Origin of the sequence: Burkholderia contaminans, from assembly GCF_029633825.1 — a bacterium.
In the GTDB taxonomy this organism is placed as follows: domain Bacteria; phylum Pseudomonadota; class Gammaproteobacteria; order Burkholderiales; family Burkholderiaceae; genus Burkholderia; species Burkholderia contaminans.
In genome coordinates this window covers 720078-747046 of sequence record NZ_CP090642.1, presented here as the reverse complement: position 1 = coordinate 747046, position 26969 = coordinate 720078, and the positions used below count along the sequence as shown (strand labels likewise).

General features: G+C 69.6%; 23 protein-coding genes. 11 read left to right on the top strand and 12 right to left on the bottom strand.

Annotated features, from left to right (window positions below):
* Window positions 1–77: 77 nt before the first annotated feature.
* Genes LXE91_RS35495 through LXE91_RS35470 form a run of 6 tightly spaced genes read right to left on the bottom strand, consistent with a single transcriptional unit; the run spans window position 78 to window position 7355 of the window.
* Complete coding sequence (locus LXE91_RS35495; protein ID WP_039371812.1) at window positions 78–962, bottom strand: alpha/beta fold hydrolase; 885 nt, start codon at window positions 960–962, stop codon at window positions 78–80.
* Window positions 959–2656 (bottom strand): dipeptide ABC transporter ATP-binding protein, encoded by a 1698-nt coding sequence (locus LXE91_RS35490; protein ID WP_039371815.1) that lies wholly within the window; start codon window positions 2654–2656, stop codon window positions 959–961. Before LXE91_RS35490 ends, LXE91_RS35495 begins: the two co-directional genes overlap by 4 nt.
* Complete coding sequence (locus LXE91_RS35485; protein WP_039371818.1) at window positions 2653–3483, bottom strand: ABC transporter permease; 831 nt, start codon at window positions 3481–3483, stop codon at window positions 2653–2655. Before LXE91_RS35485 ends, LXE91_RS35490 begins: the two co-directional genes overlap by 4 nt.
* Window positions 3480–4481 (bottom strand): ABC transporter permease, encoded by a 1002-nt coding sequence (locus tag LXE91_RS35480; protein WP_039371822.1) that lies wholly within the window; start codon window positions 4479–4481, stop codon window positions 3480–3482. Before LXE91_RS35480 ends, LXE91_RS35485 begins: the two co-directional genes overlap by 4 nt.
* A gap of 4 nt (window positions 4482–4485) precedes the next feature.
* Complete coding sequence (locus tag LXE91_RS35475; protein WP_223274278.1) at window positions 4486–6114, bottom strand: ABC transporter substrate-binding protein; 1629 nt, start codon at window positions 6112–6114, stop codon at window positions 4486–4488.
* Window positions 6114–7355: an SfnB family sulfur acquisition oxidoreductase gene (locus tag LXE91_RS35470; protein WP_039371825.1), complete on the bottom strand. Its 1242-nt coding sequence runs from the start codon at window positions 7353–7355 to the stop codon at window positions 6114–6116. The genes LXE91_RS35475 and LXE91_RS35470 overlap by 1 nt, the downstream gene beginning before the upstream one ends.
* Here LXE91_RS35470 and LXE91_RS35465 point away from each other — a divergent pair.
* Genes LXE91_RS35465 through LXE91_RS35440 form a run of 6 tightly spaced genes read left to right on the top strand, consistent with a single transcriptional unit; the run spans window position 7354 to window position 15414 of the window.
* The gene (locus LXE91_RS35465; RefSeq protein ID WP_135370812.1) at window positions 7354–7704 is read left to right on the top strand and encodes a hypothetical protein; all 351 of its coding nucleotides are present in this window, start codon (window positions 7354–7356) and stop codon (window positions 7702–7704) included. The two genes, LXE91_RS35470 and LXE91_RS35465, sit on opposite strands and share 2 nt — an antisense overlap.
* A gap of 38 nt (window positions 7705–7742) precedes the next feature.
* Window positions 7743–10100: a TonB-dependent receptor gene (locus LXE91_RS35460; protein WP_082139496.1), complete on the top strand. Its 2358-nt coding sequence runs from the start codon at window positions 7743–7745 to the stop codon at window positions 10098–10100.
* A gap of 13 nt (window positions 10101–10113) precedes the next feature.
* Window positions 10114–11487, top strand: a complete 1374-nt coding sequence (locus LXE91_RS35455) for an LLM class flavin-dependent oxidoreductase (protein WP_039371831.1) — start codon at window positions 10114–10116, stop codon at window positions 11485–11487.
* Window positions 11484–12506 (top strand): LLM class flavin-dependent oxidoreductase, encoded by a 1023-nt coding sequence (locus LXE91_RS35450; protein ID WP_039371834.1) that lies wholly within the window; start codon window positions 11484–11486, stop codon window positions 12504–12506. The genes LXE91_RS35455 and LXE91_RS35450 overlap by 4 nt, the downstream gene beginning before the upstream one ends.
* Window positions 12503–13558, top strand: coding sequence for an LLM class flavin-dependent oxidoreductase (locus LXE91_RS35445; RefSeq protein ID WP_046197104.1), 1056 nt, complete (start codon window positions 12503–12505; stop codon window positions 13556–13558). Before LXE91_RS35450 ends, LXE91_RS35445 begins: the two co-directional genes overlap by 4 nt.
* Window positions 13555–15414 (top strand): LLM class flavin-dependent oxidoreductase, encoded by a 1860-nt coding sequence (locus LXE91_RS35440; RefSeq protein ID WP_278068186.1) that lies wholly within the window; start codon window positions 13555–13557, stop codon window positions 15412–15414. The genes LXE91_RS35445 and LXE91_RS35440 overlap by 4 nt, the downstream gene beginning before the upstream one ends.
* Window positions 15415–15502: 88 nt before the next feature.
* Here LXE91_RS35440 and LXE91_RS35435 read toward each other — a convergent pair whose 3' ends face one another.
* From LXE91_RS35435 to LXE91_RS35425, 3 genes are all read right to left on the bottom strand, one after another.
* Window positions 15503–16591, bottom strand: coding sequence for a sigma-54 interaction domain-containing protein (locus LXE91_RS35435; RefSeq protein ID WP_039371841.1), 1089 nt, complete (start codon window positions 16589–16591; stop codon window positions 15503–15505).
* A gap of 262 nt (window positions 16592–16853) precedes the next feature.
* On the bottom strand, window positions 16854–17771 hold the full coding sequence (locus LXE91_RS35430) for an AEC family transporter (RefSeq protein WP_039371844.1): 918 nt from the start codon (window positions 17769–17771) through the stop codon (window positions 16854–16856).
* Window positions 17772–17785: 14 nt separating this feature from the next.
* A complete protein-coding gene (locus tag LXE91_RS35425; protein ID WP_256093542.1) occupies window positions 17786–17911 on the bottom strand; it encodes a hypothetical protein in 126 nt (41 codons plus the stop codon).
* 201 nt (window positions 17912–18112) lie between these two features.
* Between LXE91_RS35425 and LXE91_RS35420 the strand changes: the two genes are divergently transcribed.
* From LXE91_RS35420 to LXE91_RS35405, 4 genes are read left to right on the top strand one after another with little or no spacing between them, the layout of a single operon-like run.
* Window positions 18113–19066, top strand: coding sequence for a transporter substrate-binding domain-containing protein (locus tag LXE91_RS35420; RefSeq protein ID WP_172625609.1), 954 nt, complete (start codon window positions 18113–18115; stop codon window positions 19064–19066).
* Entirely contained in the window at window positions 19063–19797 is a 735-nt protein-coding gene (locus LXE91_RS35415) for an amino acid ABC transporter permease (protein ID WP_039371851.1), read from the top strand. The genes LXE91_RS35420 and LXE91_RS35415 overlap by 4 nt, the downstream gene beginning before the upstream one ends.
* Window positions 19787–20572: an amino acid ABC transporter permease gene (locus tag LXE91_RS35410; protein WP_039371854.1), complete on the top strand. Its 786-nt coding sequence runs from the start codon at window positions 19787–19789 to the stop codon at window positions 20570–20572. The genes LXE91_RS35415 and LXE91_RS35410 overlap by 11 nt, the downstream gene beginning before the upstream one ends.
* A complete protein-coding gene (locus LXE91_RS35405) occupies window positions 20559–21398 on the top strand; it encodes an amino acid ABC transporter ATP-binding protein (RefSeq protein ID WP_039371858.1) in 840 nt (279 codons plus the stop codon). Before LXE91_RS35410 ends, LXE91_RS35405 begins: the two co-directional genes overlap by 14 nt.
* A gap of 1 nt (window position 21399) precedes the next feature.
* Here LXE91_RS35405 and LXE91_RS35400 read toward each other — a convergent pair whose 3' ends face one another.
* The 3 genes from LXE91_RS35400 to LXE91_RS35390 all read right to left on the bottom strand — a co-directional run bounded on the left by LXE91_RS35400 (window position 21400) and on the right by LXE91_RS35390 (window position 25228).
* Entirely contained in the window at window positions 21400–22731 is a 1332-nt protein-coding gene (locus LXE91_RS35400) for an LLM class flavin-dependent oxidoreductase (RefSeq protein ID WP_039371861.1), read from the bottom strand.
* Complete coding sequence (locus LXE91_RS35395) at window positions 22728–24083, bottom strand: MmgE/PrpD family protein (protein WP_039371864.1); 1356 nt, start codon at window positions 24081–24083, stop codon at window positions 22728–22730. Before LXE91_RS35395 ends, LXE91_RS35400 begins: the two co-directional genes overlap by 4 nt.
* A 359-nt stretch (window positions 24084–24442) precedes the next feature.
* Window positions 24443–25228, bottom strand: coding sequence for a GntR family transcriptional regulator (locus tag LXE91_RS35390; RefSeq protein WP_039371868.1), 786 nt, complete (start codon window positions 25226–25228; stop codon window positions 24443–24445).
* 165 nt (window positions 25229–25393) lie between these two features.
* Between LXE91_RS35390 and LXE91_RS35385 the strand changes: the two genes are divergently transcribed.
* A complete protein-coding gene (locus LXE91_RS35385) occupies window positions 25394–26956 on the top strand; it encodes an SLC13 family permease (RefSeq protein WP_223274279.1) in 1563 nt (520 codons plus the stop codon).
* Window positions 26957–26969 lie beyond the last annotated feature (13 nt).

Here is a 26969-nt window from a genome sequence, read left to right as displayed (position 1 = left end):
AAACGCCTCCTCTTCCACCGTTATTCGAACCCCTGGCCGGTTTGACATGATCCATCGGCCGACGCATACATCGACGCTCACGCCGACGGCGCCGGCTGAACGGCGCGCTCGAGCAGCGCACGCAATGCGGCGCCGACCTGATCGGGCCGCTCGAGCATCAACTGATGCCCGCAGGCAGCCAGCACGTCGAACGTCGCATTCGGCAGCGCATCGGCCAGCGCACGCCCGCCGGCCGGCGGCGTCAGCCCATCGGCATCGCCGGCCAGCACGGCGACCGGCAAGTCGAGCACGGCCAGCCGCGCCGCGTCCGGCCACGGCGCGTCGCGCAGCACGGCCTGGAACGTCGTCATCCGGTTGCGGCGCGCCACGCGCGACTCGTACGCGACCAGCGCCGGATCGGCTTGCGGATGCCATGCGAGCCGCCGAAACCGCCGTGCGAACACCGGCTTGATCCATTCGAGCAGCCAGCCCGGCAATGCCGGTGGCCGGGTCACCGGGCGCGCGAGCTGCGTGCCGAGCAGCAGCGCGCCGCTTGCTTCATGCAGCCGCCCGAGCGCCGCGAGCCGATCGAGCAACGCGAGCGTGCTGCCCGTGCCGAGCGAATGCGCGACGAGCACGTTGTGCGCGCCCTTGTATCGGTCGAACAGCGCGAGATAGTCGAGCAGCGTTTCGTCGCCGTGATAAGCGCCGCTTCGCACGGGTGGGCGCGGGCTGTCGCCGTGGCCGAGAAAATCCCATGCGACGAGTTCGTAGCCCGCATCGGCGAACGTGCGCCACTGCGCGCGCCACTGGTTCTTGTTGCCGCCGCCGCCGTGCGCGAAGAACAGCACCGTCCCCGCATGCGGCGAGCCGAGCGGCGCGGCGCGATGCGCGACACTCAGCGTGCGGCCCGCACGCACCTCGACCGGCACGCCGGCCACGACGGCCGAAGCATCGGCCGCGACGTTCGAAACGGAGGTCATGATTGTTCCTCGTTGATGCGATGAGCACGCGCGGCTGCGTCCGCGGTGCCGCTCGCTGCCGCACGCGCGGGCAATACCGGTATCGCGTCGAGCAGCGCGCGCGTGTACGGATGGCGCGCAGCGCCGAACACCTGGGCGGTGTCGCCCAGCTCGACGATCCGCCCCGCCTGCATCACCGCGATCCGGTCGCAGATCTGCGCGGCGACGCGCAGGTCGTGCGTGACGAACACGATCGCCATCGCGCGGCGTCGCTGCACCGACGCGAGCAGATCGAGCACCTGCGCCTGCACCGACACGTCGAGCCCCGAGACCATTTCGTCGGCGACGAGAATCGACGGGTCGAGCGCCAGCGCGCGGGCGAGGCTGATCCGTTGTCGCTGCCCGCCGGAGAATTCGTGCGGATACCGGTCGAGTGCATCCGGCGGCAAGCCGACCTGCGCGAGCAGCTCGGCCGCCCGCCGATACGCGTCGCGGCGGCCGACACCGTGCGCGAGCGGGCCGGTCGCGACGATCTGCGCGATCGTCTGGCGCGTGTTCAGCGATGCGTACGGATCCTGGAACACCATCTGGACGTCCCGACGCAGCGGTCTCAACGCAGAGTCGGCCAGGCGCACGAGATCGTGCTCGCCGCGCAGGACGATCCGGCCCGCATCCACCCGCGCGAGCCGCACCAGCGCACGCGCGAGCGTCGACTTCCCCGAACCCGATTCGCCGACGATGCCGAGCGTCTCGCCGGCATGCAGCGTGAAACCGACGTCCATCAGCGCATCGACGCCGCTCCGGCCGCGCACCGGCAGGAACGGCAACGCACGACGCGACGCATAACGCTTGTGCAGGCCGTGCACGTCCAGCAGCGGCACGCCGCTGCGAATGACGATGCGCGGCTCGACGCGGCCGTGCGGCACCGCATCGAGCAACGCGCGCGTGTAGGGATGACGCGGCGCACGCAGCACGTCGGCCGCGCGGCCACGCTCGACAGGTTCGCCGTCGCGCAACACCACGACGCGATCGGCGACACGCGCGACCACGCCAAAGTCGTGCGTGATCAGCAGCACGCCGGTTCGCCGCGTGCGCGCCGCGTGCTCGATCAACGCCAGGATGCGCGCCTGCGTGGTGACGTCGAGCGCCGTGGTCGGTTCGTCCGCGATCAGCAGCGCCGGTTCGAGCGCGAGCGCCATCGCGATCAGCACGCGCTGGCGCTGGCCGCCCGACAGCGCATCGGGATACGCATGCCGCAGCCGCTCGGGCTCCGGCAGGCCGACGTCGCGCAACAGCGCCGTCACGCGCGCGGCGCGCGCCGCACCGTCGCCGCGACCGCCCAGCACACGGTGGATGCGCAACACTTCATCGACCTGCGCACCGACCGTCATCAGCGGATTCAGCGCGGCGAGCGGTTCCTGGAAGATCATCGACACGTCGCGGCCGCGAATCGCGCGCCATTCGGCGTCGCTGCACTGCGCGAGGTCCCGTCCGCGCAGCGCGATCCGCCCGGCAGCATGCCGCACGCCGCGCGGCAGCAGGCCGGCGATCGCAGCCGCGAGCAGCGACTTGCCCGAGCCGGACGCGCCGACCACGCACAGCACCTCGCCGGGCGCGAGCGTCAGCGACACGTCGCGCACCGCGTCGCGGCGTTCCGCGCCGGCCGGCAACGCGAGCGTGAGCCGCTCGATCGACAACAGCGGCGCGCCGCTCATCGCCCGTGCTCCGCAAGCGCCGACGCGTGGCGCAACCCTTCGCCGACCCGGTTGACCGCGAGCGCGGTCGCGACGATCGCGAGCCCCGGCCAGATGCTCAGCCACCACGCGTCGCGCACCACATTGCGCGCCGCGCCGATCATGAAGCCCCAGCTCATCTGCGACGGATCGCCGAGCCCGAGGAACGACAGCGCTGATTCGGTGAGGATCGCGGTTGCGACCATCAGCGCGGCCAGCACCGCCAGCGGCGGCCAGACGTGCGGCAGGATCTGGCGCCGCACGAGCGCGGCGGGCGACTCGCCCGCAAGCCGTGCGGCGAGCACGAACTCCCGTTGCGCGAGCCCGATGAATTCGCCGCGCACGAGCCGCGCGATCGCCGGCCACGATACGGCGGCGATCGCGACGATCGTCGATTCGAGCGACGCACCGAGCACGGCCGCGATCGTGACCGCGACCGCGAACTGCGGCACCGTCTGGAACAGCGTCGTGACCGCCATCAGCGCCCGGTCGACCGAGCCGCCGCACCAGCCAGCAAGCGCGCCGATCGACACGCCGAGTGCAAAGGTCGCGACGGTCGCCGCGAGCCCGACGAACAGCGACACGCGCGCGCTCCATAGCAGCGCGACCAGCACGTCCCGCCCGAGCATGTCGGTGCCGAGCGGATGGCCGGCCTGCAGCGGCCGCAGCAACGGCTCGCCGGCCATGCGCCACGGCGACGGCAGCCACAGCGGCGCACTCAACGCGACGAGCGCGACGACGGCAAGGAACAGCATGCCGGCCGCCGCACCGCGCGCACGCACGAAACGGCGCAGGAAGCCGCGCGTCATCGCGCCCCCCGCCAGTCGATGCGCGGATCGACGATCCCGTACAGCAGATCGGTCAACGCGTTGAACAGCACCACGAGCGCCGCGACCACGGCGAGCAGCCCGAGCAGCACCGGATAGTCGCGCTGCAGCAGCGCGTCGTACATCAGTCCGCCGAGACCGGGCCATGCGAACACGATCTCGGTGACGAGCGCGCCGCCCGCGAGTTGCCCGAGCTGCAACCCGCCCAGCGTGACGACCGGCAACAGCGCATTGCGCAGCACGTGGCGAATCATCACGCGCCGATCGGACGCACCCTTCGCGCGCGCGGTGCGGACGAACTCGCGTTCGATCACCTCGAGCATCGCGGCGCGCGTGAGCTGCACGTAGATCGCGCCGTACACGAGCCCGAGCGTCGCGGCCGGCAGCACCAGGTGCGCGGCCACGTCGAGCGCCCGGCGCCAGCCCGTGTAGCCGGCGCCGACGCTTTCCATCCCGAACGACGGCAGCCAGCCGAGCACCACCGAGAACACGATCACGCTCATCAGCGACAGCCAGAACAACGGCGTCGCATAGACGATCACCGCGAGCGCGCCGATCGCGCGGGCGACGCGGCGCATCCATGGGCCGCCGCGCGACTCGCCATAGGCGGCAACCGCACCCGCCGTCACGCCCGTGACGACCGACACGGCAAACGCGGCCGCCATCAGCAGCAGCGTCGCGGGAAGGCGGTCCAGGACGAGCTGCAAGACCGGCAACTGGTTGCGGTACGAGAAGCCGAAATCGACGTGCGCAAGATCACGCAGATACAGCGCGAACTGCTCGACGAGCGGCCGGCTCAGCCCGAGCTGCGCACGCAGCCGCTCGACGTACGCGGCGTCGCCCGAGCCCGCGTCACCGGCGAGCATCAACGCGGGGTCGCCCGGCGCGAGCCGGATCAGGAAGAAGTTCACGATCAGCACGCCCAGCACGACCGCAAGGCCCCTGAGCACCGTCGACGTCAAACGCAGCGCCGTGTTCATCGCGTCATCCGATCCACGTGTCCTCGAGGCTGTCGTTCACGCTGGTGGCCGTGCGCAGCAGGTTGTGGACGTTGCGCCGGTACACCGTCGGGTTCACCATCTCGAAGATGTTCGCGATCGCCGCGTCGTTCGCGAGCGTGGTCTGGATCTGCGCGTAGCGCGCGCGGCGCGCGGCCGGATCGGTGTCCAGCGCGGCCGCGTCCCACAGCGCGTCGGCCTGCGGATTGCGATAGCCCGCGACGTTGCCGAACGGCGAGCCCTTCGAGATGCCGTCGATCCGGTACAGCGGCGCGACGCCGAAATCCGGGTCCGCGTTCTGGAACAGGAAGTTGTAGCTCAGGTCGAAATCCCAGTTCGCGACGCGCGCATACCAGCCGGCTGCGTCGGTCGTCTGCACGCGCAGCCGGAAGCCGGCCTGGCCGAGCGCCTGCTGCGTGTATTCAGCCACCCGCTCCCACGCGCCGCCCTTCTCGCCATTGATCAGCACGAGCGGAAACTTGCCGACGTCGACGCCCGACTGCCGGATCAGTGCCCGCGCCCGCTCCGGGTCGTACGCGAAACGCGGCACGTTCGGATCGTAGAACGGCGACGACGACACGAACGGCCCGTTCGCGACCTTGCCGTAGCCGAAGAAGATCCGGTCGACGATGAACTGGCGATCGAGCGCGTGCAGCACCGCCTGGCGTACAAGCACGTTGTCGAACGGCGGCTTGCGCTGGTTCAGTTCGAGAAAGGCCATGCCGGTGAACAGTTCCCAGCCCTGCGTCGTGATCGCGACACCCGGCAGCTTCGCGAGCCGAGCGATGTCCGCGTAGTCGACGTCGCCCGCACGCAGCGCATGGATCTGCCCGCGCTCGAACGCGATCGAGCGCGCGGCCGCGTCGGGTACGACGTTGAACACGATCCCGTCGAGATACGGCAGCCCCTTCTTCCAGTAATCCGGGTTGCGCGCGACACGGATGTACGCGCCGCGCTTCCATTCGCGGAACACGAACGGGCCGGTGCCGACCGGATGCTGGTTCGCGGGATTGCCGCGCGGGTCCTTGCCCTGGTACAGGTGCGCCGGCAGGATCGGCAGCAGCCCGCTGCCGAGCAGGTTGATCAGCCCCGCGTACGGCTTCTTCAGGCGGATCGTCACCTGCAGCGGGCCGCTCGCATCGATCGACGCGACGTATTTGTCGAACGTCACCTTCGTGCGCGGCAGCGCCTGCGGCGCGATTTCCTTCAGCGTGACGACCACGTCCTGCGCGCCGAACGGCTGCCCGTCATGCCAGCGCACGCCCGGTTGCAGGTCGAACGTGTACGTCAGCGCGTCGGCCGACACACGCCAGCTGCGCGCGAGCACCGGCACCGCACGCAGTTGCGGGTCGAAGCCGAGCAGCCCCTGGAAGATCTTGCCGCCGACGTATTGCGATGCGACATGCGGCGTCAGCGCGTTGACGAGCGACGGCGGCTCCGGCTGCGCGAACAGCGACAGCGTGCCGCCGCGCACCGGCGCCCCTGCGGCGTCCGCCGCGAACACCCGCGCTGCGCCGCCGAGCCCGGCCGCGGCCCACGCGGCGGCGAGCGCATAACGGCGCCGCGCCGGGTCCGTCGGCGCGAACGGCGATGGAGTGGTAAGCGTGCCGGTCATCACAGGTAGCCGTGGCGCGGCGGGTTGACGTGGTTGAGCACGTAGTTGCCGATCGCGTGGTATTTCCAGCGCACCGGGTCGTGCAACGTATGCGTGCGTGCATTGCGCCAGTGACGGTCGAGGTTGTATTCGCTCAGCACCGAGCGCGTGCCCGACAGTTCGAACAGCTTGTTGGTCGCGAGAATCGCGACCTCGGTGCTGAGCACCTTCGCGGCCGCGACCTGCACCGATGCATGCGCGACCTGCGCGTCGTCGAGTTCGGCCGGCAACGCGTCGAGCGCCGCAGCCGCGCGATCGAGCAGCGCTTCGGTCGCGAGCAGGCGAACCTGCACGTCCGCGACGTCGCGGATCACGTACGGATCGTCGGACGCGCGCGCGATCCCGCTGTCCGCCCACGGCCGGCTGCGCGTGCGCACGAAGTCGAGCGTGTCGGCCAGCGCCGCGCGCGCGATGCCGACGTCGATGTTCGCGTGCAGGTACTGCGACACCGGGCCCGCGAGCGTCGGGCGCTCGAACGCGGCCTGGATCGACACCACGTCCTGCTCGTCGACCTCCACGCCCGACAACGTCAGCGTGCCGCTCGCCGTCGTGCGCTGCCCGAAGCCGCTCCAGTCGTCGACGATGTCGAGCCCCGGCCGGTCGCGCTCGACCAGCGCCTGCACGTAGCGGCCGTCGTCGTCGATCGCGAGCACCGCGATCCAGTCGGCGAACAGCGCACCCGTCGAATAGAACTTCTGGCCGTCGAGCACGAGCCGGCCGCCGCGCCGCGACAGCCGCGTGCCGATCTCGAGCGCGTTCTTCGTCCCGCGCTCGGACGCCGCATGGCCGATCCGCGCGCCGTCGAGCACGAGGCCGAAGAACTTGCGGCGCTGCGCGTCGTCGCCCGTCAGCCGGATCACGTCGAGCGCGTGGAAGTGATTCTTCGGCAACTGGCCGATCGACGGGTCCGCCTGCGCGATGGTCCGCACGACTTCGCCGAGCGTCGCGAGCGACACGTCCGCGCCGCCGAACGCGCGCGGCACCGTGATGCCCCACAACCCGCTGCCCGAGAACAGGTCGAGCTCCTCGAACGGCAGGCGCCGCTCACGGTCGCGCAACGCCGCGTCGCGCGCCAGTTCGCCGGCGAGCCGGCGCGCGGTTTCAAGCGCATGCGCGTCGTCGGCGATGCGGCTCGCGGGCGGACGGGAGGACAGCGGGGACGACGCGCGGGCCGGCGTGTCGGCGGACGTGAAAGCGTTCATGAAGATCCTCGTGGACGGGTGCATGGCTTCCGTCGACAGCAAGCACCGTGCCAATGCCGTCCTGTCGGCCTGTGCGGCGATCGCACCGCATGCGGCGCGCTGGATTTCCAGCGAGATGCCGCAAATGCAGCACGCCGTGGGCCGCGCGGCGGCGCTGCTGGAAATCCAGCAAAACGACTGGAACGCATGTGCGCGCGCCGTGTTGCCGAGGCGGTGCTTTAAGCGCCAGGCCTTTGCGGGGCGTGCTCGAGCGCCCATTGGCACGCCTGTTGCGAAGCCCCGCTCACGCACTGCCGAACCGCGCCGCCATCGATCCGATGCGCGGCACCGCGCCGGACCACACGCATAACAACGCTTCGATTTGGGGATATACGGATGAAATACACGATGTTGAGCGCCTCCCTCGGCGCATCGGCACTGCTGGCCGCCTCGCCGGCGCTGCATGCGCAGCAGCAGCCGGCCGTGACCGCGGCGCCGATCGCCGCGTCGTCGGCGGCGGCCGCACCGATCACACCGGCGGCACCCGCTGCATCGGCTGCATCGACCAGCCCGGCGGCGGCGGCCTCCGGCACGACGCCTGCGACCGGCAGCGCGCCGGTCGCCGAGGCCCAGCTCAAGGACGTGATCGTCACCGCGCAGCGGCGGCAGCAATCCGCGCAGCGCGTCGGCACGTCGATGTCGGTGCTATCGGGCAGCGATCTGAAGACGCTGAACGTCGAGACCGTCAACGACCTGCAGCACGCGACCGCGAGCGTCGAAGTCGAGCCGGCGTTCGGCGGCGGCCAGCCGCAGTTCCGGATTCGCGGCATCGGCTTCACCGACTACACGTCGAACAACGCATCGACGGTCGGCATCAACGTCGACGACGTCGCGTACGCGCTGCCGATCCAGACCCAGGGGCAACTGTTCGACATTGCGCGCGTCGAAGTGTTGCGCGGCCCGCAGGGCACGCTGTACGGCCGCAACACGACGGGCGGCACGGTGAACTTCATCACGAACCAGCCGACCCGCGATTTCGAAGCCGGCGCGAGCGTCGAATACGGCACGCACAACCTGCTGACGACCGAAGGCTACGTGTCCGGGCCGCTGAGCGACCGCGTGCGCGGCCGCTTCGCGTTCACGACGCAGGACTTCGGCGCATGGCAGAACAACCGCGCGACCAACCAGACGCTCGGCAACCACGACAGCGCCGCCGCGCGCGCGCAGCTCGACTGGGACGTCGCCCGCGATTTCAAGCTGCACTTCGGCGCGCATGGCGGCTTCGACAAGTCCGACAACACGGGGCTCTACCTGTTTACGCCTTACACGTCGGCCAAGACCGGCGAGGTGATCCCGGCCGACGCCGACCACACGAAGACGGGCTGGGGCGTAAGCCCCGCGTTTTCGCGCGTGACGGGCCTGTCGACCGACGCGAAGCCGGGGCGCAACAACGTGAACGGCGGCGTCGACCTGACCGCGACGTGGAACCTCGGCCCGGTCGAACTGAAGAGCATCACCGCGTACAACTACCTGCACCGCCGCGAATATTCGGACTGGGACGCGACGCGATACCACGACTCCGACGAATACTTCGACGACACCGTCAACGAAGTCACGCAGGAGCTGCGCGCGTCGTCACGCGGCGATACGCGATTGCGCTGGGTCACCGGCCTGTTCTACTCGCACGACGACCTCGACGAGAAGTTCTATTCCGACTTCAGCGACCGGCTCGGCTTCATCGCGCTCACGCGCTACCGGCAGTCGGTCGATACGCTCGGCGTCTACGGCCAGGCGACCTACGACATCACGAAACGCCTGCGCGGCATCGTCGGCGTGCGCCAGGAACACGAGAAGCGTGAACTGCGCGGCTTCGCGTCGGGCATGCTGACGCCGTCGTTCGTGCCGTTCGCGGGCTTCCAGGGCGGCGACGCGAACCAGTCGCTGACGTCGAACGGCACGTCGGGCAAGGTCGGCCTCGAATTCGATCTCGCACCGGCGACCATGCTTTACGCGACCGTCAGCCGCGGCTACAAGTCGGGCGGCTTCACCGCGCACAACACCGGCAATTCGAATGCGCTCGCGCCGTTCAAGCCGGAATCGCTGACCGCATACGAAGTGGGCTTCAAGGCCGACCTCACGCGTACCCTGCGCTGGAACGCGTCGGCGTTCCATTACGACTATCGCGACCAGCAGGTGCTGTCGGCCACCTTCGACCCGAACTCGCAATCGCTGATCGGCACGTTCGTCAACGCGCCGAAATCGCGCATCGACGGCTTCGAGACCGACCTGAAATGGCAGCCGGTGCGCGGGCTGGAGATCTCGCAGTACGTCGGCTACAAGAGCGGCAAGTACACGTCGCCGTTCGTCACGTACAACACGCAGGCGTCGGCGGCCAGCGGCCACAACGTGTTCACCGACTACAACGGCAGCGCGCTCAGCTTCCCGCGCCTGAGCTACGGCGGACAAGTCGCGTACAGCTGGCTCGCCGGCGGCTACCGGCTGCGCGCGGAGACCAACTACAGCTACCGCGACGCGTATTCGCAATTGCTGCTGCTCGGCCCGAACTACACGGTCGACAGCTACTGGCTCGTCAATGCGAGCCTGACCGTCACGTCGCCCGACCGGCACTGGGACGTCGCGCTGTGGGCGCGCAACCTGTTCAACCGCCAGTACGACCTGACGAAGAACTTCTTCCTGCCCGGCACCAACGTCGCCGCGGCCGGCGAGCCGCGCACCGTCGGCGTGCGCGTGACCTACACGTATTGAGGGCTCCATCCGAATGACGCGCCGCACCGACACCCTGAAACTCAACGCGATGCTGAACGGCGGCGGCAGCCACGTGGTCGGCTGGCGCCATCCGCTCGCGCAGCCGAACGGCAACCGCGACTTCGCGCATTTCCGCCGGATGGCGCAGACGGCCGAGCGCGGCAAGCTCGATGCGCTGTTCGTCGCGGACGTGGTCGCCACGCAGGGCAGCCACATCGATTCGCTGCGCCGCAGTGCGCGCGCCGACACCTTCGAGCCGCTCACGCTGCTCGCCGCGCTCGCGGCCGTCACGCATCGCATCGGGCTGATCGCGACCGCGACGACGACCTACAACGCGCCGTACCACATCGCCCGCAAGTTCGCGTCGCTCGATCATCTGAGCGGCGGGCGCGCCGGGTGGAACCTCGTCACGTCGGTGGTGCCCGACGAAGCGGCGAACTTCGGCGCGACGCCGCACCTCGCGCACGCCGATCGCTACGCGCGCGCCGACGAGTTCCAGCGCGTCGTGGCCGGGCTCTGGGACAGCTGGGAAGACGACGCGTTCATCGAGGACAAGGCGGCCGGCCTGCATTTCAATCATCGCAAGCTGCACGTGCTCGATCATCACGGGCCGCACTTCAGCGTGCGCGGCCCGCTGAACGTCGCGCGCACGCCGCAGGGGCATCCGGTGCTCGTACAGGCCGGCTCGTCGGAAGCGGGCCGCGAACTCGCGGCGCGCTGCGCGGAAGTGATCTTCACCGCGCAGCACCGGCTCGACGACGCGCAGGCGTTCTATGCGGACGTCAAGGGCCGCCTCGCGCAATACGGTCGCCGCCCGGAGCACCTGAAGATCCTGCCCGGCGTGATGCCGATCGTCGGCGCGACCGAGGCCGACGCGCGCGACAAGCTGCGCGCGCTGCAGGACCTGATCGACCCGGTGCTCGGGCTGCGGCTGCTCGCCGACAACGCGGGCGATTTCGACCTGTCCGGCTATCCGCTCGACGGCCCGCTGCCCGAGCTGCCGCCGAGCAATCGCAGCAAGAGCCGCCAGCAACTGATCGTCGATCTCGCGCGCCGCGAGAACCTGACGATCCGCCAGCTTTACGAGCGCTTTGCCAGCGCGGGTGTCGTGACCGGCACGCCGAAGACCATCGCCGATCGCTTCGAGGAATGGTTCCACTCGTACGGCGCCGACGGGTTCAACGTCGCATTCGCATGGGTACCCGGCGGCCTCGACGATTTCGTCGATCTCGTCGTGCCCGAACTGCAGCGCCGCGGGCTGTTCCGCACCGAGTACGAAGGCCCGACGCTGCGCGATCAGCTCGGGCTGCCGCGGCCGCCCTTCTTCCGTCGCCCGTCGTCGCTACGCGGCGATACGGTCGCGCCCGTCGGCGGAGGCGCCGCATGACACGCCCGTTTCGCCTCGGCGTGCTCACGCGCGTATACGCGCCCGACGCGTCACCGCGCGTGCTGCACGACACGCTCGCGCTGATCGACACGGCGGAAGCGCTCGGCTTCGATAGCGCGTGGGTCGCCCAGCACCATTTCGGCAGCGAAACGGGCCGCCTGCCGTCGCCGCTCGTGCTGCTCGCCGCCGCCGCGCGCCGTACGCGGCGCATCGCGCTCGGCACCGGCGTGATCGTGCTGCCGCTCGAATCGGTGCTGCGCGTCGCCGAGGATGCGGCCGTGCTCGACGCGTTGGCCGACGGCCGCCTGCAGCTCGGCGTCGGCGCCGGCTTCGAGCCGGACGTGTTCGCCGCGTTCGGTCGCGATTTCGCTGCGCGCGCGGCGCTGCAGGCCGACGCGCTCGCGTCGTTGCGGCGCGCGCTTGACGGCGCGCCGCTCGGCCCGGCCGGCGTGACGCTGCAGCCGGATGCGCGCACGCTGGCCGCGCGTTTGTGGCAAGCGACCGGCGATGCCGAGGCGGTCGCACGCAACGGCCACGGGCTGATCGTCGCGCGCACGCGCCCGGATCAGGACGGCGAAGCGGCGCTCGTCGCGCGCTATCGCGGCGCGTGGACGCATCCCGGCGCCCCGCGCGTCGCGCTCGTTCGGGCGGTCGTGCCCGGCGACGATGCGGCGAGCGTCGAAACCGCACTCGGCCCCGACATCCTGCGTTACGCCGAGCGGCTCGCGCGGGCCGCCAACGTACCGGCGCCTGCGGCGGCCGACGTACCCGTGCTGCTGGACCGCTTCGGCGTGCTGCGCGGCACGACCGCCGACATCGTGTCGGCCTTGCAAGCCGATCCCGCGCTGCCCGGCACGACCGAACTCGTCGTGCAGGTGCAGACCGCCAGCACCTCGCACCGCGACGCGCTACGGCGACTCGAAACCGTCGCGGCAGCGATCGCACCGGCGCTCGGCTGGACGCCTGCCGTCGCCGGGCCCGAAGCTGCGTCGCTCACCTCCGATCCGATCCCGACATGACCCATTCGCTCTCTCCCGCACCGGCCGCCCGACGGCCGTTCAAGCTCGGCTTTCTCACGCACGTGCACGGTACCGGCGACGCGCGCCGCGTCTACGCGGATCTCGAGACGCTGTTCGTCGCCGCGGAACAGCTCGGCTTCGACGGCGGCTTCGTCGCGCAGCATCATTTCCGCGCGGAGTACGGCCGGCTGCCGTCGCCGCTTGTGCTGCTGGCCGCGGTCGCGCAACGCACCCGTCGTATCGAGCTCGGTACCGGCATCGTCACGCTGTCGCTCGAGGATCCGCTGCGGCTCGCCGAGGATGCGGCGGTACTCGATACGCTGGCCGGCGGCCGGCTGCAACTCGGGCTCGGCAGCGGCGGCGCGAACCTCGACGCGTTCGCCGCGTTCGGCTTCGACGTCGATACGCGCCAGGCGCGCTTTGCGTCCGCGCTCGAACGCCTGCAGGACGCACTCGCCGGCCAGCCGGTCGCGCACGGCCCCGCCGATACGCCGCCGCTCGTGCTGCAGCCCGCGGCGCCGGGCGTGCGCGCGCGCCTGTGGCATTCGCACGCGTCGCCCGACGGCGCGCGGTTCGCCGCGCGGCACGGCAACGGCCTGCTGCTCGGCACCGCCGTGCACGATCCCCGCACCGTGCAGCTGCCGCTCGCGCACGCGTATCTCGACGCATGGCGCGACCGTGCGCACACCGACGCGGCGCGGCCCCGCATCGGCGTGGTGCGCGCGGTGTTTCCCGCGCGGGACCGGCGCACTGCACTCGCCGCGCTGGCGCCCGATGTCGTGCGGCACATTCCGTGGCTCGCGGCGAGCGGCCATCCCGACGTGACCGAGCCCGAGCAGATCGTGCGGCTGCTGAACGTCCATTACGGGCATCCGGACGACGTGATCGAAAGCCTGCGCGGCGACCCGGCGCTGTTCCCGTTCGCCGACTATTTCCTGCCGGTCGTGCAATCGGAAAGCTCGTCGCTCGACGACGCGCTGGCGCGGCTGCGCACGCTCGCGGAAACGATTGCGCCGGCGCTCGGCTGGCAGCCGGCGCAGCCCGTTGCATGAGCGCGCCGCGTCTGCTGCTGCGGCTCGATACCGGCTACGACATCGGTAGCGACGCCGGCTGCCACGCCACGCGGCGCGACCTGGTTGCCGACTGGGTCGCGATCGCCGAGGCCGGCGTGTCGGCCGGCTGCGATGCGATCCTGCTGCCCGTGCAGCGCACCGGCCCCGATCCGTGGATGGCGGCCTCGGCGCTCGTCGACGCGCTGCCGTCGCTGCGCGTGATGGTGACGCTGCAGGCCGGCGCGATGCTACCCGTCGCCGCCGCGCATCTCGCGCAGAGCCTGCAGTCGCTGAGCCGCGGCCGCGCCTGGCTCGCACTCGAAGCCGATGCGCCGGACGTCGACTCGACCGACCGCGCGATGCACCTGAACCGCGACCAGCGGCTGGCGCGCAGTGCCGAGTTCCTGTCGATCCTGCGCGCGCTGTGGGCGACCGAGTCGCCGCTGCAGTATCGCGGCACCTATTACCGCGCCGAGCACGCGCGCCTGCCGGATCTCGCCGCTCGGCGGCCGCCCGTCTACTGGTCGGTGGCGCAGCGGCACGAGATCGCGTTCGCCGCGTCGTGGTGCGACGGGCTGCTGGTGCCCGCCAGTGCGCCGCCGCTCGCGGCGGCCGTCGAACTATGCCTATCGCGCACGCGGCCTCGCGCCGCCGCCGGCCGGCATCGCGCTTCGGCGCACGATCCGGTTCGACGCTGCGCGCCGCGCGCGCGTCGCGCAGCGCGCAAGCCGGCGGCGAGGGGATGCATGAGCGTGGATTTCGCGTGGTTCCTGCCGACCAACGGCGACGGGCCGCATCTGGCCAACAGCGGCCTGCCGCGCCCGCCGACCTTCATGCAGGACTATCGGCCGGCGACGCCCGAATACCTGCGCGGCGTCGCCCGCGCGGCCGAGGCCGCCGGCTTCGACAGCCTGCTGCTGCCGATGGCTGCGGGCTTCGAGGATCCGTGGCTCGTCAGCGCGCAGCTCGTGCGCGCGACCCGCCGCATCGCGTTGATCGTCACGTTCCGGCCCGGACTCGAGCAGCCCGAGCAGATCGCACGCAGGGCCGCGACGCTGCAGCACATGAGCGGCGCGCGCCTGCGCCTGTTCGCGGTGAACGGCTCGAGCGCTTACGAGCAGCGCGCGCTCGGCGATTTTCTCGATCACGACGCGCGCTACCAGCGCACGTCCGAATACCTGCGGGTACTGCGGCGTCTGTGGCAAGGCGGCGGCCATTCCGTCGCCGGCCGCTACTACATGCTGAGCCCCGCGCACGCCGGCGTGCCGCTCGCGACCCCGCCCGCGCTCTATCTCGGCGGCGCGTCGACGCTCGCCGAGCAGGTGGCCGCAAGCCAGGCCGATACCTACCTGCTGTGGGGCGAGCCGCCCGACGCCGTGCGCGAGCGGCTCGCGCGGCTGCGCGCGCTGGCCGCGATGCACGGCCGCCGGCTGCGCTTCGGGCTGCGCGTGCACGTGATCGCCCGCGCGACCGAACGCGCCGCGTGGGCGCGCGCAGACGAATTGCTGAGCGAGATCTCCGACCAGACCTATGTCGACGCGCAGCGCAAGCTCGCCGCCTACGAATCGGTCGGCCAGCAACGGCAGACCGCGTTGAGCCGCGGCGCGCTGCGCTCGTTGCGCGAGCTGGAGGTGTATCCGAATCTGTGGGCGGGCGTCGGCCTGATTCGCGGCGGCGCGGGCACTGCGATCGTCGGCAGCTACGACCAGGTCGCCGCGCGCATCCACGAATACCGCGCGCTCGGCATCGAGACGTTCCTGCTGTCGTCCTATCCGAACCTCGAGGAAGCGGCACGCGTGGGCGAGGATGTATTGCCGCGCGTCCGCACGCGCCTGGCACGCGCGAGTCTGCCGTAACCGACCGAAACCCCGCCGGCCGCGACGCGGGCCGCCGGGACGCCGGACCGCCGGTCACCGGGATGCCGGCCACCGGGACGCCGGCCGGTCAGTTGTCGAACGCGGATTCCGGGCGCTGCTCGTTCAGCAGCCCGTAGCGCGCGAGCAACGTGCGCATCGTATTGCGCGTGACGCCGAGCAGCGCCGCGGTGCGCACCTGGCTGAACCGGCAGTGCTCGAACGCCTCGCACACGACCAGTTCCTCGATGTCGCGCAACAGGCTTTCGCCGGGCGCGCGAAACAGGCGGCGCACGCCCGCGCGGATGTCGTCCTGCGGCAGAGTCGCCGCGGCGGCGTCGGCTTGCGCATAGCCGGCGAGTGCCTCCGAGAACTTCAGGTGCTCCGGCCGGATCAGGTTGCCGTTCGACACGAGCAGCGCCAGATGCATGACGTTTTCCAGCTCGCGGATATTGCCGGGCCACGGATACGCGTGCAGCGCCTGGACGGTGCCCTCGGACAGCATCGGCTGCGGCCGCCTCAGCTGCGCGCAATAGCGCCCGCGGAAATGCTCGGCGAGCGGCAGGATGTCCTGCGGCCGCTCGCGCAGCGGCGGCAGGCGCACGCGCGCGAGATTGATCCGGTAGAACAGGTCCATCCGGAAATTGCCGGCCAGCACGGCCTGCTCGAGATCGACGTTGGTTGCCGCGACGACGCGCACGTCGACCGGCCGCCCACGCGTCGCGCCGACGCGGGTTACCTCGCCCTCCTGCAGCACGCGCAGCAGCTTCGCCTGCAGCGGGAGTGCGAGATCGCCGATCTCGTCGAGAAAGATCGTGCCGCCGTGCGCTTCCTCGAAATAGCCTGCGCGGCGCCCGTGCGCGCCCGTGAACGCGCCGGCCTCGTGGCCGAACAGTTCGCTCTCCGCAAGCTGCTGGCTGATCGCACCGCAGTTGACCGCGATGAACGCGCCGGAGCGGCCGCTGACGTGGTGGATATGGCGCGCGACCAGCTCCTTGCCGGTGCCCGTCTCGCCGAGGATCAGCGCGGGCGCCGCGCTGGGCCCGATCTGCTCGACGAAACGCAGCACGGCGCGTGACGCGGGATCGGCAAACACGAGCGCCTTCGCGCGCACCGAGAGTGGGCGGTGCTCGCTCTCAGGCAGGGAAATGAGCGGTGGGGAATCTGTGCGGTTGTCCATGATTCAGGCGTGGGCGGACCGGTTGGCGATACGGGCGTCCGCCCGAGGGCTTGATCTTAGTCAACCTCGGGCGCGCGCAAAATACCGATTGGTATGATGCTTCGCTGCCGCGCGCAGATATCGAATCCCGTATGCGTCGCGCACCGCGCGCGGCATCCGATGCGAATGCGCGCCGCAGACAAGAAAGGCCAGCCAGGGCGACCCGACCGGCCTTTGCCATTTTCATTGCGCCGCGCCGGCGCGGCCGCGGGCGCGAACCGGTTCAACCGTGCAACACGAGCAGCACCAGCGGCATCGTGACGGCCGCGAACGCCGTCTGAACGGTAATGATGCCGGCAGACAAACGATGATCGCCGCCGAGCAGCTTCGCCATGATGTAGGCGGAGGGCGTGCACGGCAACGCATTGAACAGGACGATCGTCGTCAACGCCGGGCCGCGGATACCGAGGCTGAAACCGATCCAGAAGGTCAGCAGCGGCACGAGCAGCAACTTGACGACCGACGACTGGAACACCGGCCCGCGCGCCGCCTTCGCAGCCTTCACGTCGAGGCCCGCGCCCACCGCGAGCAGGCCGAGCGGCAGCGACGCCGCGCCGAGAATCGACAGCACGCTCGCCATCACGCCCGGCAAACGCAGCCCGCCGAGATTGAACGCGGCGCCAAGCACGACCGACATGATGACCGGGTTCCTCAGCAGCGCGCCGCCGATCTGCCGCGCCGACGGCGCGCCACCACGGCCGTGCTGCATCAGGACGACGATCGACGCAACGTTCAGCAGCGGAATCGCGACCGCTATGCTGATCGACGTGAGCGTGAGTCCGACGCTGCCGTACAACGCTGCCGCGGCGGCAACGCCCACATACGTATTGGGCCGCAGCGCGCCCTGGATCACCGACGAGAACACCGTCCCGGGCTGCCGGCTCCACGCGCGCCACGCGTACAGCAGCGCCGCGCTTGCCGCCACCGCGCCGAGGAGCGCGACCGCGATCGGCCGGACCGGAAACTGCGTCAGATTCGCTTTCGCGACCTGGCCGAACATCAGCGCGGGAAACATGTAGTAGTAGTTCAGCGTTTCACATGGCAGCCAGAATTCGTCCGGCAGCAGGCGGCGCTGCCGCAGCAGGAATCCCGTCAGGATCAGCACGAAAATCGGAACCAGCGCGGTCAGGACGTTCTGCATCGATCGGGCTCCCGTCACACGAAGACTCGCGTCTTCGCCGGCACGACCGCGCCATGGACGCCGATGAACGCGGTCGTTGCGCGCTCGTACAACGGCGCACCGGCCCGCGCGAACGTCGCGATGAGGGTGGTCTTTGACATTTTTCTCGTCCGATGAATTCGTCGGACAGGAATATGACAGAACCATTAAATTCCTAAAAAGAATAAAAAATATGAAATCCAGATCAAAAGGTAATTTAAAAAACGTCGTCGCCGATGCGGCCGCAACCCCTCCGCCACATCGCCATTCCGGTCGTGCGAGCGTCGTGTTCGTCTGCGTAAATCGGAGGACCAGATAACGGTATGAGAATTTCTTGGTTCTTGGATGCGTTCCGCATCCCGAAAATACACGCTCCCGACAACCGGGCGCGCGACGCGCCGCCCCGCTTCACCCAAACAACGTCTCTCTTTCCCATGTTCAGCAGATCGTTTCGCATTACGTCGGGCCACGCGTTGCTCGTCGCCGCCCTTCTTTCGGCTTTTTCCGGTGTGGCTCGCGCGGACAGCACACTCGATCGCATCCATCAACGTCACAAGATCACCATCGGCGTGATCCTGTCGGGCCCGCCGTTCGGCTCGCTCGATCCCGCGACGCAAAAACCGGTCGGCTTCAACGTCGATCTGGCGAACGACGTGGCGAAACGGCTCGGCGTCGACGTGGAACTGACGCCCGTGCAGCCGTCGAACCGCGTGCAGTTCCTGCAGCAGGGCAAGGTCGACGCGCTGATCGCCAACATGGAGCTGACGACGGAGCGCGCGGAAATCCTGTCGTATGCGCCGACGCCGTTCGAATTCATCGGCGGCGCACTGATCACGCGCAAGGACAGCGGCATCAAGACCTGGGCCGACGTGCGCGGCAAGCCGGTCTGCGTGTCGCAAGGCAGCAACTACACGAAGCCGCTCGCGACGGAATACGGTGCGCAGGTGAAGGCGTTCCGCGGCCAGCCCGAATCGCTGCTCGCGCTTCGCGGCAACAATTGCGTGGCCGCCGTGCACGTCGCGCCGACGTTGCGCATGCTCGTCGCCCACAATCCGGACTGGAAGGACTATGCGACGCCGCTGCCGACCGACCTGATTCCGTCGCCGTCGGTCATTTGGGTCCGCAAGGGCGAGACCGATACGCAGAACGCGCTCGACCGGATCGTCCAGGACTGGCATCGCAGCGGCTGGCTGCTCGACGTCGAGCGCAAGAACGGCATGACGCCATCGCAAGCCGTGCTCGACCTGCGCGCGAAGCTCAAGGCGCAACGCACATGACGGCGGCCGCCGCCGTCGATGCGCTCCGCAAGCTCGGCCTCGACTACGGCTTCGTGCTCGCCCCCGACGAACGCGCGTCGTTCGTGCACGGGATGGGCGTGACGCTCGAACTGTCGGTCGCGACCGCGCTCGGCAGCCTCGCGTGCGGCGTCGTGCTCGCCGCGCTGCTGGTGTCGCCGCGCGCGGCACTGGCGCGCCCCGCGCGCGCCTTCGTCGAGCTCACCCGCAACACGCCGACGCTCGTGCAATTGTTCTGCGCATTCCTCGTCGTCAACATGCTGATCAGCGCCGCACTGCGCGGTCTGGGCGGCAATCCGCTGACGCCGTTCATCTGGAGCGTGATCGTGATCTCGCTGCACAAGGGCGCGTTCCATGCGGAAGCGCTGCGTGCGGGCCTCGAAGCGGTACCGCGCGCGACGCTCGAAGCCGCGCAGTCGCTCGGCTACAGCCGCCGCCAGCGGCTCTGGTACGTGCAGTTGCCGCTCGCGGTGCGCTTCGCGCTGCCCGCACTCGTCAACAACCTCGTCGACCTCGTGAAGATGACGACGGTTGCGTCGGCGATCGCGGTGGGCGACGTCACTTATGCGTCGATCATGATCTGGACGCAGCGCGACAACGTGCTCGAGCTGATGATCCTGATCCTGCTCTTCTTCGGCGCGCTCACGTTCACGGTCAACCTCGCGGGGCGCTGGCTCGAACACCGCTTGAGGATTCCCGGCTATGGCCATTGACTCGCTCGCTTCGCCCGCGCGCCTCCTGCGCTGGCCCGCGGTCGCGGCAATACTGGCCGCGCTGGCCGTCGTCGCGCTGGCTGTTGCCGGCCGGCACCATCCGACGTTCGTCGCGCTCGCCACATGGCTGCCCGCGCTCGGCAACGCGATGCTCATCAACATCGGCATCAGCGCACTGGCGATCGCGCTCGGCACGCTCGCCGGCCTCGTGCTCGGCCCGCTGACGCTGTCGCGGCTCGGCATCGCACGCGTTGCGGCGCGTGCGTACGTGCAGGTGTTCCGCAACGCGCCGCTGCTCGTGCTGATCTATTTCTCGACCTACGTATTCCCGTTCGAAATCAGGCTCGGCCACGCGTCGCTGCCGTTTCCGGACTGGTTCAAGGTGACGCTCGGCCTCGCGCTGCCGGCGAGCGCGAACTTCGCGGAAATCTTCCGCGGCGCGATCCAGTCGATTCCGCACGCGCAGTGGGACGCCGCGCGCTCGCTCGCGTTCAGCCGCGTGCAGGTGTTCCGCTGGATCATCCTGCCGCAATGCGTGCGCCGCATGCTGCCGCCGTGGATGAACCTGTACGCGAGCATCACGATGGCCACCGCGCTCGCGTCGCTCGTCGGCGTGCACGACCTGCTCGACACCGCGCAGGTCGCGAGCAACACCGTCGCGCGCGCCGACTTCACCGTCGTCGTCTATTTCACGGTACTCGGCCTGTTTTTCGCGTACTGCTATCCGATCGCCCGTTTCACCCGCCTTCTCGAACGACGTCATGCATTCCACTGAAACTCCGCGCGGCGCGGACGAGCCGCTCGTCCGCCTGCGCGACGTGCATCTGTCCTACGGCACGACGCCCGTGCTGCGCGGTATCGATCTCGACGTGCACCGCGGCCAGGCCGTGTCGATCATCGGGCCGTCCGGCTCCGGCAAATCGACGATCCTGCGCTGCATCACCGGGCTGTTGCGGCCGCAGCGCGGCCTGATAGACGTCGACGGCACGCGCGTCGACCGGCTCGCATCCGAGCGCGACGAAATCGCGCTGCGCAAGCGCGTCGGCTTCGTGTTCCAGCAATACAACCTGTTTCCGCACCTGAGCGTGCTCGACAACCTCGTCGCCGCGCCGGTCAGGATTCTCGGCCGCGATCGCGCCGAAGCGGTGCGCACCGCGCACGCGCTGCTCGAACGCGTGCGCCTCGCCGACAAGGCGCATGCGTACCCCGGCGAGCTGTCGGGCGGCCAGCAGCAGCGCGTCGCGATCGCCCGCGCGCTCGCGATGCAGCCCGACCTGATCCTGTTCGACGAGGTGACGTCCGCACTCGATCCGGAAACCGTCGGCGACGTGCTGGCGGTGATTCGCGACCTCGTGCGCGACGGCATGACCTGCGTACTCGTCACGCACGAGATGCGGTTCGCCGAGGAAATCAGCGACGTCGTCTACTTCACCGAGGCGGGCGTGATCGTCGAGCACGGGCCGGCCACGCAACTGTTCCGCGCGCCGCAAAGCGCGCGCACGCGGGCTTTCCTCGCGCATGCGCTCGGCCCGACCGGGAGCCCGCACCCCAGCCGCGACAGCGCGCCGATCGCACTCGACCTGACGCGCTTCGCGGTCTGAGTCAACGCGCTGCGTAGCGGCTCGGCGGGCGCGCGAGCCCGAGATGGTCGCGCAGCGTCGTGCCCGCGTATTCGGTGCGGAACAGGCCGCGGCGTTGCAGTTCCGGCACGACATGCTCGACGAAATCGTCGAGTCCGCCCGGGAAATAAGGCGGCATGATGTTGAAGCCGTCCGCGGCGCCACCCTCGAACCACTCCTCCAGCGCGTCCGCGACTTGCGTCGGCGTGCCCCACACGATCCGGTGCCCGCGCGCGCCGGCGACGAGATAGTAGAGCTCGCGCAGCGTGAGGTTCTCGCGGCGTGCGAGATCGGTCAGCAGCTTCGCGCGGCTCTTCAACTGATCGGATTCGGGCAGGTCGGGCAGCGGACCGTCGAGCGGATACTTCGACACGTCGTGGCCGAGACGGTCGGACAGCAGCGTCAGCGCGCCCGACGTATCCGTCCATTGCTGGAGCTGCGCATATTTGTCCTTGGCCTCCTGCTCGGTGCGGCCGATCACCGGAAATACGCCGGGCATCACGGCCAGTGCGTCCTCGGCGCGGCCGTATGCCGCGAGCCGCCCCTTCAGGTCGCGATAGAAGGCCTGCGCTTCCTCGAGCGTCTGCTGCGCGGTGAACACCACTTCCGCGGTGCGCGCGGCAAGATCCTGGCCAGGGCCCGACGAGCCGGCCTGAATCACGACAGGATGGCCTTGCGGCGGGCGCGACGCGTTCAGCGGCCCCTTCACGTTGAAGAAGCGTCCAGCGTGATCGAGCGCGTGCACCTTCGCCGGGTCGAAATACACGCCACGCGCCTTGTCCCTGACGACCGCGTCGTCGTCCCAGCTGTCCCACAGCCCCTTCACGACATCGACGAATTCGCCGGCCATCTCGTAACGCTGCGCGTGATCGGGATGGTTGCCGCGGGTGAAGTTCGCGGCGGTGCGGTCGTACGAGGTCGTCACGACGTTCCATGCGGCGCGCCCGCCGCTCAGGTGGTCGAGCGACGCGAACACACGCGCGATGTGGTAAGGCTCGCTGTACGTCGTCGACGCGGTGGCCGCGAGGCCGATGTGCCGCGTATGCATCGCGAGCGCCGACAGCAGGCTCAGCGGCTCGAAGCGCATCGCCATCGACGGATGCGCGTCCGGGCCGCTCGTCAGGCCGTCGGCGAGGAAGACCATGTCGAACTTTGCCCGCTCGGCGGTCTGCACGACGCGGCGCAGCAGGTCGAAGTTCTCGCTGCCGGATTCGGCATCGGGGTGGCGCCAGCCGGCGACGTGGTGTCCGGCGCCCTGGAGAAACAGCCCCAGGCGCATCTGGCGGCGGGAGGGTGTGCTGCGATCGGTGCTCATGATTGAAGCGACGTAAAGGTGTGGAATAGGCGTGCGAGATCGGCCGTGCTGCGCATCGTGTCAATCAGTTCCGGGACGAACGCGAGCGCGGGATCGTGGGCAGTTGCATCCGCGAACTTCGCGGCGAGATCGTCGGTGCCGACGAGGCGTTCGGTGCGCTGCTGCAGCGTGACACCGTCGCGCAGCGCGATCTCGACGACCGAGAAGCGCGTCGCGGGATCGGTCGATGCGCGCGGCGCGGCAGCGTCGTGACGCCGCGTGACACGGCCGGCAAGCGCGATCAGGTCGTCGCGCACGGGCACGTCGGCGAACGTCGCGACGCCGGGCGGCCCGTCCGTCAGTGCGGCGGCCACCGCGTACTCCACGCTGAAGCGCGCTTCGAGGCCGGTTGCCGGCAGCCGGTTCGACAGCGGCGTGTCGCCGCCCGGCGGGAAGGTGACCACGATGCCATCGATGTCCGCCGGCGCGATGCGGTGGCGAGCACGCAGATCGAGCGCGGCCTGCACCGCGTAATGGGTTGCCGTGCAGCACGGCCACGGCTTGAAGTACAGGCCGGGCGACACGATCTGCCACGGCGCGCCCCAGTCGGCCAGCACGCGCGCCGGCTGCGCCGCGCCGCCGCCGAACACGGCGAAGAATCCTTCCGGGCCGTCGAGTGCGCCCGGCGTGCCGGCCAGTCCCGCCTCGGCGAGTTCGGCGGCGAACAGCCCCGCGCGCGCTGCCAGCCCCGCGTGCAACGGCTTGACCTCGCTGCCGAACTGCAGCCGCAGCCCGGCCGACTGCGTCGCGGCGATGCCGAGCGCGTTGTCGGTGGCCGCCGCATCGAGCCCGAGCAGACGTGCCGCGGCGGCGGCCGCACCGAGCGTGCCGAGCGTCGCGGTATTGTGGAAACCGAGTTCGTAGTGGCGGCTGCCGAGCGCGAGACCGATCCGCGCCATCGTCTCGACGCCGACGACGTATGCGTCGAGCAGTTCGAGCGCGCTGCGTGCGCGCACCTGCGCGAGCGCGAGCAGCGCCGGCAGCAGCACGGTGCCGGGATGGCCGCGCACGCTGCTGTGCACGTCGTCGTAGTCGAGCGCGTGGCCTGCATAACCGTTGAGCAGCGCCGCATATTGCGGCGACGCCGGTGTCGCACTGCCGATGACCGCTGCTGCCCCGGCCGAATCGCGACTGCACACCGCCAGCAGCTTGCGGTAACCGTTGTCGCGCGCGCCGGCGAACGCCGCGGCAAGAAAATCGAGCAGGCCGCGCCGCGCGGCAGCGATGGCGGATGGATCACGCGAGGGCTCGGCGCACGCAATCGCGGCGGCCAGCCGGCGCGTGATGCCGTCGGGAATCGAGTGGGAAGACATGTCGGCAGTTGGGAAGTCGCGAAACGCCTCAACGGGCGGCGCAGCCGGAACCTTCCGGTTCCGGCTCCGATGGGAGCGTCGGATACTAGCGAAGCCTTCGTGCGGGCCCAACCAAGTATTCGAGCTTTCCATATCGCGTATTCAGCGTTGCCTGACGGGAGCCAGGCAACTTCGCTCCGTGCATGACGCCGTCGATGAACCGGGTCATTGCTGACGGGAAGCTTGCTGCTGCCGCGATGCGTCGGGCCGGCGCCGTGCCGCCCACATGACGGAGCGGCGAAATTCCAGGAAAGAATAAAAATCGGGAGGCTGAATCAGGACGGGATTTCCCAGGCGCCTGAACGATACGTCCAATCGATTTACCGCGCGGCGCCATCGTCGCGATCCCCGGCGGAAGGCGTGCCATGGGCGACAAATCGCGCTTCGACACCGCTTCGCACCACCAGGTCGAAGCGCTCCGGCCGAATATGAAACAGCGTGGATTCACACGTGCGGCCGTCGGCCAGGCGAGACGTACGCCGCAACACCAGCAGCGGCGCCAGCTTGCCGGTCTTCAGCAGGGCGGCGATATCGTCCGGCGCGGCCACGGCCGTCACCGACATGTCGGCGTCGGCAATGCGCCAGCCGAGCAACTGCTCCAGCAGTTCGTAAGTCGGCATGCTGTCGGCCTGCGCATAAGCGACGTCACTTGCCTCAGGCAACAGACAGGTCTGCGCGAGCGCGATCGGCTCGTCGTCAACCCAGTGCAGGCGTTCGAGATAAATGCAGCGCGTGACGTCGGCGGCGAATACTTGCCGCAAGCCCGGCGGTACGTCACATGTTTCCATTCGCAGCAACTCCATTCGCGCGCGTGCGCCCTGCCCGGCGATCGAATCGTGCAGCCCGCGCAGCACATCGAGCCTGTGCCTCAGCCGCTGCTTCGCGGCGAACGTGCCCTTGCCCTGCTTGCGCTCGACGATACGCGCGTCGGCCAGCCGATCGAGCGCGAGCCGCACGGTCACGCGGCTCACCTGAAAGCGCTCGCTCAGCTGCGCCTCGGACGGCAGCTTGCCGGTCGGCTCGTACATCCCCTGCTCGATCTCGTCGCGCAGCGTCGTCGCGATCTGCTCGTAAAGCGACGTCGCGTCGTCACGCACCAGCGTCATCGAATGTTCCTCTCCGTGCTCGGCTCGCGCTATGCGCGATCCCCGATATCGATATGAAAAGCAATTGGATCGCTCAACTTGTATTAATACGTATTATGACATCTCGACAGACGGTCGGGGCTGCCGTTTCAGTTTCAGGGGGCCCGACGCACGGGGAGCATATCAGTGACTGAAAACGCAATCGGCACGCCGCCGCTCGACGGCGCGCAGGCAAGTCGCCCGCCACGGGCTGAAACGGCAGCACCCCGATCCGCCGATCCGCATCCGGCAGCCCGATCGCCCAGCGCACAGTGGCGCGCCGCGATCGGCTTCGCCGCCGCATGGATCGCGTTCTTCGCGATCGCGTGGTGGCTGCCTGCGCCCGCGCATCTGTCCGCCGAAGGCAAGGCGACGCTCGCCGTGGTCGCGTGGGTCGCGATCGTATGGATCACCGAGGCGATTCCCGTCGGCGTGAGCGGCATCCTGCTGCCGATGCTGCTCGTGCTGTCGCACGCGAGCCCGTCGTTTCCGAAGGCGGCCAGCGGCTTCGCCGCCCCGGTCGTGTTCCTGTGTCTCGCCGCGTTCCTGTTCTCCGCGATCATGCAGGCGAGCGGGCTCGACCGCCGCATCGCGCTGCTCCTGCTCGACCGGCTGAAGGTGCGCACGGCCAACGGCGTGATCTGGGCGATGTTCGCGGTGAACTGCGTGATGGCGCTCGTCGTGCCGGCCGCGAACGCGCGTGCCGCGACGCTGCTGCCGGTCACGAACGGCATCGTCCGGCTGTTCGGCGAAACGCCGCGCGAACGCGCCGCACGCAAGGCGATCGTGATCCAGACGCTCGTGTACGGCGCGATGATCAGCGGTATGTGCATCCTGACGGCCCACCTGCCGAACATGGTCGTGTCCGGTTTGCTCGAGAAACAGCTCGGTATCCGGATCTCGTACGTGACGTGGCTGAAGCTCCAGTGGCCGTACCTGGGGATGTTCGTGATCACGCAAGCGTGGGTGCAGTTCCATTTCCGCTCGCGCGCCGTCGCGATTCCGGGTGGCCCCGGTGCGATCGCGGCGATGCGCGCCGCGCAGCCGCGCGCCGCGCGCAACGACTGGGCCGTGCTCGCGCTGTTCGCGGCCGTCGCCGTGTTGTGGGCCACCGAGCCGCTGCATCACCTGCCGTCGGAAATCGTCGCGCTGATCGCGCTGGCGCTGTTGTTCGCTCCGGGCGTGTTGCGCTTCGGCTGGGCCGAAGTCGAACAGCGCACGATCTGGGGCACGCTGTTCCTGCTCGCCGGTGCGTTGTCGCTGTCGTCGGCAATCAGCGCGTCGGGGCTCGCGAACTGGGCCGCCGATCACGTTTACGTTGCCGCGCGCGGGCACGGCTGGTGGCTGGCGATCGCGATCGTAATGCTCGGCACGCACGTGATCCGCATCGGCATGCTGTCCAATGTCGCGGCCGTCACGATGATTGCGCCGATCGCGCTGGCGCTCGCACCGCGCCTCGGGCTGCATCCGGTCGCGTTCACGATGCTCGTCAGCGATACCGACAGCTTCGCGTATCTGCTGCCGACGCAGATCACCGCCGGCGTCATCGCTTACAGCAGCGGCGCGTTCTCGACGGCCGACTACGCGAAGGTCGGCTCGGTGGCGGTGCTGATCGCCATCGTCTACGGCCTCTGCGTGATCGCACCGTGGTACGCGTACATGGGCATTCCCGTCTGGGACGCAAGCGCGCCCTGGCCGTTCGCGCATTGACGCGCGGCACCTT